Raw genomic sequence first — 7898 nt, 5'->3', positions numbered from 1 at the left:
CACAAGTTTATAAAAGGAATTATACCGTTAACCATTTCACTATCAATGAATTTTATTAATTTTTTGAAATACGTCAAATTAATTATGTGCTTTTTAATTTGAAATACTGAAAATATTATAAGGTTTTTAAGAAAAAAGTAGAAAGCGGAGTTTCTACTTTTTAATAATTTCATTGATTTCATGTATGTCCTTATTTAGCAAATCAGCTACAACTTCAATAGAGAATGTCTGTAATAATTTGGAAATAATACTCTTTTCCCCATTTTCAAAACCTTTCTTTTCCCCATCTTCAAATCCTTCATTTTTGATTTGTGCAATTAATCCCTGATATTTTTCTGCGATGTTAATCATCCCCAATAGATTTTCATGTTTTTCAATTTCAACATATTCTATTATGTTTAAATACATTGCCAGTGTTATTTCATCCAATATTGCACTGGGAATGCAGTGTTTTTTGTTTTTAATCGATATGCAGATTTCTTCTGTGATTTCTTCTTCACTTTCATTGATTTCAAATAATGGTAATGCGATTAATAATGAAGATTCTGCAGTAGTTAAATTCTCATTGTTGTGTATTTTGTTACGGATTATACTTAAATCTTTTTGTTTGTTTATGTTTTTCGTTTTAATGATTTCTGGATGATATGTTATATCCATTTTTGTATATTCACTTATTTTTCCTTTATTGGACAATACTATAATTATTAATTTAACTTCTGCTTTTTGTTTGCAATGTATTCTGTCATAATATTCATAAGCCTGCTTCAAATCTTTTTTAGTTAACGGATTTTTCTTCACTTCAAAAATCAGTATTTTACCGGATTTTGTCAATACCTGAAAATCAAGGAAGTTATCAAAGACCTTTTGCTTGCCTATTTTTTTGAATGTTATCTCTTCACTAGGCAATATTTCTTCAATTTCCTCGTCGATTCCGAGAACCTTTAAAATGTGGGTCAAAAAATACATGAAACAGAATTTTACAAAAATATCTCTGTTTTTAGTAGTTTCAATACTCATTTTTTTATAGCTCCTTTAATTAATTAAACAAATTGTATGGAGTTATATTTGTTAAATTAATATTTAAATCATTCTATTTAGCTTTAAAACAATTTTTAGTTATTAATATAAAAAAATAAGTTCAAATCAATATTATTTTTAAGTTATAATGAAATTTATTACATAAAAACTAGAACAATATTGATAGAAACAAATTAATCATTTTAAAAACAAATAATTGTATAACCAAAATTTTAAAATAACTTAAAAAATGAAACCATGAGCGAAAAGACAAATAACCTGCAACTGGACGTAAAGGAAAAACCACCGCTTTTAAACTGGATTTTACTGTCACTCCAGCACGTATTAGCCATGTTTGGAGGCACAATATTAGTCCCTATCGTAGTAAACACCACTTTAGGAGCAGAGGTACTGTCAATTCCGATGGCACTGATTACCTAAGGGATAGGAACTCTTATCTATCTGGCAGTTACAGGTTACAGAAGTCCGGTATTTCTTGGAAGCTCATTTGTTTTTATAGCACTCATGGTGCAAGCTATGCTGTCGGAGGTGTTGAAAGCATATTCACATCCCTGATGGTTGTGGGGATTGTATATCTCATTGTTTCAATCGTTATCCGGATGACCGGACCCGGCTGGATTAACAGACTGCTTCCTCCCGTAGTGGTAGGCCCGATGATTATCATAATCGGCCTGTCCCTTGCATCTACTGCCGTTTCACAAATCGGCCTGGATTTAAAGGTTGTTCCGGTGACTCATATTATTGTTGCGTTAATCTCATTTCTGGCAACTGCACTGATTGCCATTCGGGCAAAGGGAATTTTAAAAATAATCCCATTTTTAATAGGCATACTTGCAGGTTATATTGCCTCTGCAGCATTAGGTTTAGTCGATTTTTCATCTGTGCTTGCAGCTGATGCAGTTGAAATTCCTAAATTTTACCTGCCATTCATTAATTATGATTTGAATTTCGCAACAACACTGTCAATAATTCCGATTGCAGTAGTTTCAATTGTGGAGCATATCGGAGACCACAAGGTATTGAGTGAAATAATAGGACATGACCTAATCGAAGATCCTGGACTTCAAAAGACACTTTTGGGTGACGGCATTGCAACATTAATTGCCGCATTAATAGGAGGTCCGGCCAACACGACATATTCCCAGAACTCATCAGTCATAGGAATGACAGGCATCGCTTCTGCTTATGTAATTTTCCTTGCTGCGGTAATTGCAGTCCTTTTTGCATTTCAGGTCATCTGACAGCACTTTTCTCAGCAATCCCCCAGCCTGTTTTAGGAGGAATTTCACTGCTGTTATACGGTTTCATTTCAGTCAACGGGATTAAAATACTTATCCAGAACCAGGTTGACTTTAACAATACCCGAAATGTAGTTGTTACAGGAGCCATGCTCGTTTTAGGCCTGGGCGGTGCAGCCCTGTCAGTTGCATACGGAAATCTGTCAGTTTCAATTTCCGGAATGTCTCTTGCAGCGATTGCAGGAGTCATCCTGAACTTATGCTTTGGCGAAAAAAATCTTTAATAATCAATAAAAATAAACTATTATCAGCAAGATATTTTTGCAAAATTAAAAGAGGATTTTGGAAAATGAGAATGTTTAAAAATGAAAAAACAGAAATGTGGTATAACCGAATTTTACCTCTGATTATTATTGCGGACTTTATACTGATTACCATTTCACTCATTTTAAATGTTTCGCCGTCTACAATGGCTCATATTGAACTTTTTGATCTTATTGTGTGCATAATCCTTTTAGGCGAATACTTTTTTTGTTTATACAGAGCTCCCTCAAAAAAAGAGTTTCTGCTTGACAAGGACAACATCCTTCTTCTGATTGCTTCAATACCTTTTGATTTTATAATCGATTTATTCGTACCGATTAATTTTCCGGGATCTGTTTTCGGATATCTCAGACTCTTAAGATTAATTAGAGTAATCAGCTTTGCGAGAATGGGTTCTGTTGGAAAGTTCTTTGAAAAGACTGAATTTCACAAAATCATAATCGCAATAGCTATCATCATTATATCATATACTGCGCTATTTTACGTGTTCGGAACCACATATGAGCCTTTCGATTACTTCTATTTCGTTATAGTTACACTCACCACTGTCGGATACGGGGACATCACTCCCCAGACATATAACGAGAAGATACTGACAATGATACTGATTTTAATAGGTATAGTCATATTCTCAACAATTACCGCATCCATATCATCATACTTAACAGACAACATGCTTGAAGGCGGGGATGACGGAATTGATGAGGTTAAAAAAAGCGTGGATGAAAAATCACAAAGGATTGAAAGCGAACTTGAAGAAATAAGAAAGGAAAATAAAAAACTCCATGAAGAAATAAGTGAGCTCAAAGAGCTCATAAAAAACAAATAATTATCTGCTGTTTTTCCAGTAATAGAGTTTGCGGGCTGTGCTCTGGGCAGTCTCATCAAACTGGAACTGACCTTCATTACCATAACTTGCATAATGGCGTGACTGGGAAAATTCAAAGCATGAATCGCCCGGACCTTCTGTTGGATATCCTCTGCGGCATACCATACCGTAGGATGCACCGTAGGGGCTCACGCTCCAGTAAGTGCAGTTGAGACATATTGCTTCTCCGTTGTCAATTCTTGATTCGTAATCCTCTTCTTCATACGGGTCGTACATATTAATCCTCCTTAATTATTCTTGCTATATGATACTGTATTTCAGCGTAACGGTCAATATAAAAGAGATACTCTGCTTCACAGATATCAGGGATTTTATCCTTAAGTTCAGATGCCTGTGATGTCAGCTCATAGCATGTATAGTTATTGTTGGCCACATAACCGATTTTTTCACCCTCAGCATATACTGCAATGGCGTCACTGTCAAATTCGTTGCCCTTTTCCTTTAAAAGCTTTAAATTCATCCCTTCAGTTAAGACAGCACCGTTTTTATAGAATCGTTTTCCTGTGAGTGTGAAAAGCTCAGATTTGTCATATTTTTTGAGTATTTCAAGTTTTGAGTGAAATTTATTTTCATACTCTATATAAAAATCAATTGAATCCCTTAATCTGACATATTTGTTTAAATCTTCTGAAGTATCAGGTGAAAGGGAATCCATTGACTGGGAAATCTTTTTTCGGGCTTTATACAAGAGGTAACGTCCGTCAGGCAATTCCTTTGACTCTTCAAGTAAATCACAGGCCCAGGCATAAAGCATTCTGGCCTTATTTTCCATGACAGTGGCACTCCTGCGCCTTTTAAGTGATGCATCATAGCACTGCAGAGATTCAGAGTATCTTTTAAGACTTTCTAATATAATGGCTTTTCTGTTCCAGTTACCTGAATCCCCAATATCCAAATCCAGTGCAAGATCTATATAGTAAAGGGCTTCTTCATCCCTGAAATCCATATAGAGGTCCCATGCCTTTCGGGAATATCGGCTCTTTTCTGATTGGATTTCTGTGAAACTAATTTCATCATCATCGTCTTCATAAGAATAGCTTCCGCTTCCTCCGCAGCATCCGCACACGTCACCTTCATCAACCCAGCTTCCGCAGTTCGGACAGACTCCCATAATTATCACCATACCCCAATAATCATGTTTTCATGATTCATCTCTTAATCTAGTATATATGTCACATTTAATTTAAGGTCTTCTAATGCAGCCTTCAAGATATTCCTCAATTTCTGATTCTGACATTTCAGGCCAGTTCTGTCTGATTCCTCTTTTTAAGGTTTCAAGATATTCTAAAGAAGGCAAATTGTAAGGGCGCAAATCCTTATTTGTAACGGTTTTCATCTCAAAGCCGTCCATTTCGCCCAGGATTGTGATATCCTCATACCAGCCATAGTCAGGATTTGGTTTGCGTCCGTCGTTTTCTCTGCGGCATACATGTTCAAACTGCTTTTTGGTTATGAGATATGCCACTCCAAGGGCTCTGCCTTTACATGTAACGTCGAGAAATGAAACGCCGGAGCCGTGCCATGAGCCTGAAGTGTTTCCAAAATACATCCCGTAAGGAAGTTCAATGTCTCTGACGGCTACAGGAGGTGCTGTATCTTCACATGGCGGGTGGTATCTGCTTTTTTCAAAAGATCCTCCTTTGATATAGCACATGAATCTGTCATACAGCATGTTGCTTCCGTAGGATACATACCACAGGTATTCCTCATCCCATGCAGAGATTTTCTCAAGCTCAGAAACGTCCTCAAGGTAAACGTAGACAAATGCAAGGGTTTTATTTAGCTGTGCATCAGTTACGATTTCGCATTTTTTAGCGTAAAGGCTTCCTTCACCTTCAAGCCTGTCAATGGCTGGCATGTCTTCAAGAGGTACGCAGTAGAGCTCACCGACAATAAGACCGTCTCCGGCGATGATTGCAGGATACCATCCGGCGCTGTACATATCATAGCCTTCAATTGCTGTTTTTCCAATGCATTCACTGTCCTCAAGGTACCTGTGATTGGTCTGGCCGCTCATGAGTGTTCCGTAGACGAAGGCTTTTCTTGAGGAGAAGTATTCGTTGATCTGTTTAATCTCGCTTTCATAGCTTTCGCCCCAGGAACCTTTGAATTTTTCCTCAGATTCCCTCTCTCTGAAATCGGAGATGATTTTTTCACACATTTCGCTGAATTCAGGACATAATTCCCAGTGCAGGTCCAAGAATTCTCTGAGTCCTGCATTCATGAAAATATTGAGTGCTTCAATCTGGCCTTTGAATGCTTCGTATCCGTGTCCGCGCAGCTTTCTGGCACAGGACATCTTAAGGCTTTCACGAAGTGCTGATTTTTCTTTCAGGCTGAAAGCATCAGCATCCAAAAGGTATGCCTTCATTAAAGCAGCTATGCAGATGTATGTCGGAGTGTAGCAAAAATCAACTCTTGCGTCAGCCGGAATATCAAATGAATCAAAAAGCTTGAAGCTTCCGTCTTCATCCTGAAAATCTAGGATTATATCCAGGTTTTCACGCCATTGGACATCTGAAAAATCAGGATTTTCATCTGAAAAATCCTTTAAATCAGCCAGCATTTCGCAAAGTTCGTCAAAATCAGGTTTTTTCTGTTTTCTAAGTTTTAGTCTATTCATGGTAATGGTCTCCTTAAAATCTGTTTTTTCTAAAAACAATTTGGTACTTTGTTCTTAGATATACTTAATTTATACTGCATTATATATAAATGTTTGTATTTTATTGGAAAATATCTTACAAATACTCATTATCATAAAACAATGTTCAAAAAATAGATATTATTTTTACTTTTCATATCCCTGTTTCGGCAATATCTGAAATTATATTCACATCTTACCCATTTAAGCAAAGATTTTTGAACAAAATTATCTTCAGCGTATTGCTAAAAAACTCCCTTAATCTTTAAAATCTGCACCAATCAGAAAGCCTTCAATTATTTTTAAAAGGCAGAAACTGCAAACATAATACTGATAGTTAAAACATGTAAGGATTGATTTAGATGGGAACATGTCCTAACTGCGGAGCGTACATATCTCCGGGAACAAATGTCTGCAGCTGCGGTACAACATTCGGATACAGAAAAGAAAAGGAAGAGGAAAACAGTACATACGAGCCTCCGAAAGAGTACACCAGACTAAGCAAAAAGGCACGCAGCTACATGGCAAAGGGAGAATACCTGAGCGCCGTTGAATGCTACAATGAACTGATTGAAAAATACCCCCGCACTTCAATATCCGTTAAGGCGGAGGCGTGCTTTAAGGCAGGACTCTATGAAGAAGCTCTTGAATGCTACAAATCCAAAATATTTCCCTCAGAACCAATCGACAACATCAAAACCTATCAGGATATAGGAAAAACACTTGAATGTCTCAACCGGTTTGATGAAGCTATGAAATACTATGAAAAGGCATTAAAAACAGTGAAAACAGATTACCGAAGACATGTCGAAATGTTCAAAAATGATGACTATCACACTTATTCTCAGGAATACATAGATGAGACACTTAAAAAAAGTGATGAATACAATTCAATCGTCTTTAAAAGCATGGCATGGTCTTATTACTTGCGAGGCAATTACTTTGCCGAATCATCCGATAAACACTACCGAACCGCAATAGAATATATCGAAGAGGCAATCCGGCTAAGTCCCTCAGCCAGCTACTACAACATCAAGGCAATCATACTTGAGGCCATGAAATGCTATGATGAGGCCTTGAAGTGTTATGACAGCGCCATTAAAATCGAATACCATCCGGTTTATGCTGAAAACAAATCAAGGATGCTTCTCGATTGGAGCATTGAGCTGTGCAGACGATTAAAGAGTGAAAAAGCCCTTGAACTTATCTGCAATGCAATTGACATACTCACCAATATGGAAACTGATGAAGATATAAACCATTATATTAAAGTTAAAGAAAAGATCACTGAAAGAGTTATCTTTAAAAAGGAATATTCCATCCTTCGCCATATCGGAAAGGAAAACCTCATCACAATTGCGGGAACAGGATTCTACAGCCACAGAGAATTTAGAAAACATACAGAGTTCGTACTTAAAAATGAGCCTGAAAACAGATTCGACCCCAATGCGATTGCAGTCTATATGGACGGTGAAAAGATAGGTTACGTTGCAAACAGTCCGGATACAGTCTGTGATTTGACTGTGAGTGCTGATTACATCTACATCCTTAATTTCAAAAAAGCAAGATACATTATGCATTTTAAAGACAAATTTCATATTGCAGAAATCATCAAGGCCACACCGATGCCGAATGCAAAAATAAAATTCAGTTAGCGGTGAAAATATAATTTAACATTGTTGTGCAAGAATTCTCCGGCTTCTTTAAGCCGGAGATGAATTGCACTTTTAAGGTGTAGGAGTTGAATTTTTTTGTAATAACAGGGTAT

The 7898-nt window shown here is 36.8% G+C and carries 7 protein-coding genes and 1 pseudogene; 4 read left to right on the top strand and 4 right to left on the bottom strand.

Annotated features, from left to right (window positions below; genetic code table 11):
* Positions 1-153: 153 nt before the first annotated feature.
* A complete protein-coding gene (locus tag QZN33_RS11410) occupies positions 154-1017 on the bottom strand; it encodes a hypothetical protein (RefSeq protein WP_296792716.1) in 864 nt (287 codons plus the stop codon).
* Between the two features lie 258 nt (positions 1018-1275).
* On the opposite strand from QZN33_RS11410, the gene QZN33_RS11730 reads away from it, so the two are divergent.
* The 3 genes and pseudogenes from QZN33_RS11730 (at position 1276) to QZN33_RS11390 (ending at position 3429) form a co-directional block, all read left to right on the top strand.
* A complete protein-coding gene (locus tag QZN33_RS11730; protein WP_342764155.1) occupies positions 1276-1458 on the top strand; it encodes a hypothetical protein in 183 nt (60 codons plus the stop codon).
* A 134-nt stretch (positions 1459-1592) separates the two neighbouring features.
* A pseudogene (locus QZN33_RS11400) lies at positions 1593-2560 on the top strand (uracil-xanthine permease family protein).
* A gap of 65 nt (positions 2561-2625) precedes the next feature.
* On the top strand, positions 2626-3429 hold the full coding sequence (locus QZN33_RS11390; protein ID WP_296792710.1) for an ion channel: 804 nt from the start codon (positions 2626-2628) through the stop codon (positions 3427-3429).
* Here QZN33_RS11390 and QZN33_RS11385 read toward each other — a convergent pair whose 3' ends face one another.
* The 3 genes from QZN33_RS11385 to QZN33_RS11375 form a co-directional block, all read right to left on the bottom strand.
* Positions 3430-3705, bottom strand: a complete 276-nt coding sequence (locus QZN33_RS11385) for a hypothetical protein (RefSeq protein ID WP_296792708.1) — start codon at positions 3703-3705, stop codon at positions 3430-3432. It abuts the gene before it with no gap.
* A gap of 1 nt (position 3706) precedes the next feature.
* Positions 3707-4600 (bottom strand): HIRAN domain-containing protein, encoded by an 894-nt coding sequence (locus tag QZN33_RS11380; RefSeq protein WP_296792705.1) that lies wholly within the window; start codon positions 4598-4600, stop codon positions 3707-3709.
* A 72-nt stretch (positions 4601-4672) separates the two neighbouring features.
* Positions 4673-6112 (bottom strand): gamma-glutamylcyclotransferase, encoded by a 1440-nt coding sequence (locus QZN33_RS11375; protein ID WP_296792702.1) that lies wholly within the window; start codon positions 6110-6112, stop codon positions 4673-4675.
* Positions 6113-6492: 380 nt separating this feature from the next.
* Here QZN33_RS11375 and QZN33_RS11370 point away from each other — a divergent pair, with 380 nt between their 5' ends.
* Positions 6493-7785: a tetratricopeptide repeat protein gene (locus tag QZN33_RS11370; protein ID WP_296792697.1), complete on the top strand. Its 1293-nt coding sequence runs from the start codon at positions 6493-6495 to the stop codon at positions 7783-7785.
* Positions 7786-7898: the final 113 nt, after the last annotated feature.

The sequence above is a fragment of the uncultured Methanobrevibacter sp. genome, assembly GCF_900314615.1.
Classification (GTDB): Archaea; Methanobacteriota; Methanobacteria; order Methanobacteriales; family Methanobacteriaceae; genus Methanocatella.
Note: the sequence above shows the minus strand (reverse complement) of the source record. Positions and strands in the feature narration are given on the sequence as shown.

Coding starts and splice junctions, on each gene's coding strand:
- QZN33_RS11410 (WP_296792716.1), bottom strand. CDS start 1,017: ATGAGTATTGAAACTACTAAAAACAGAGATATTTTTGTAAAATTCTGT.
- QZN33_RS11730 (WP_342764155.1), top strand. CDS start 1,276: ATGAGCGAAAAGACAAATAACCTGCAACTGGACGTAAAGGAAAAACCA.
- QZN33_RS11390 (WP_296792710.1), top strand. CDS start 2,626: ATGAGAATGTTTAAAAATGAAAAAACAGAAATGTGGTATAACCGAATT.
- QZN33_RS11385 (WP_296792708.1), bottom strand. CDS start 3,705: ATGTACGACCCGTATGAAGAAGAGGATTACGAATCAAGAATTGACAAC.
- QZN33_RS11380 (WP_296792705.1), bottom strand. CDS start 4,600: ATGGGAGTCTGTCCGAACTGCGGAAGCTGGGTTGATGAAGGTGACGTG.
- QZN33_RS11375 (WP_296792702.1), bottom strand. CDS start 6,112: ATGAATAGACTAAAACTTAGAAAACAGAAAAAACCTGATTTTGACGAA.
- QZN33_RS11370 (WP_296792697.1), top strand. CDS start 6,493: ATGGGAACATGTCCTAACTGCGGAGCGTACATATCTCCGGGAACAAAT.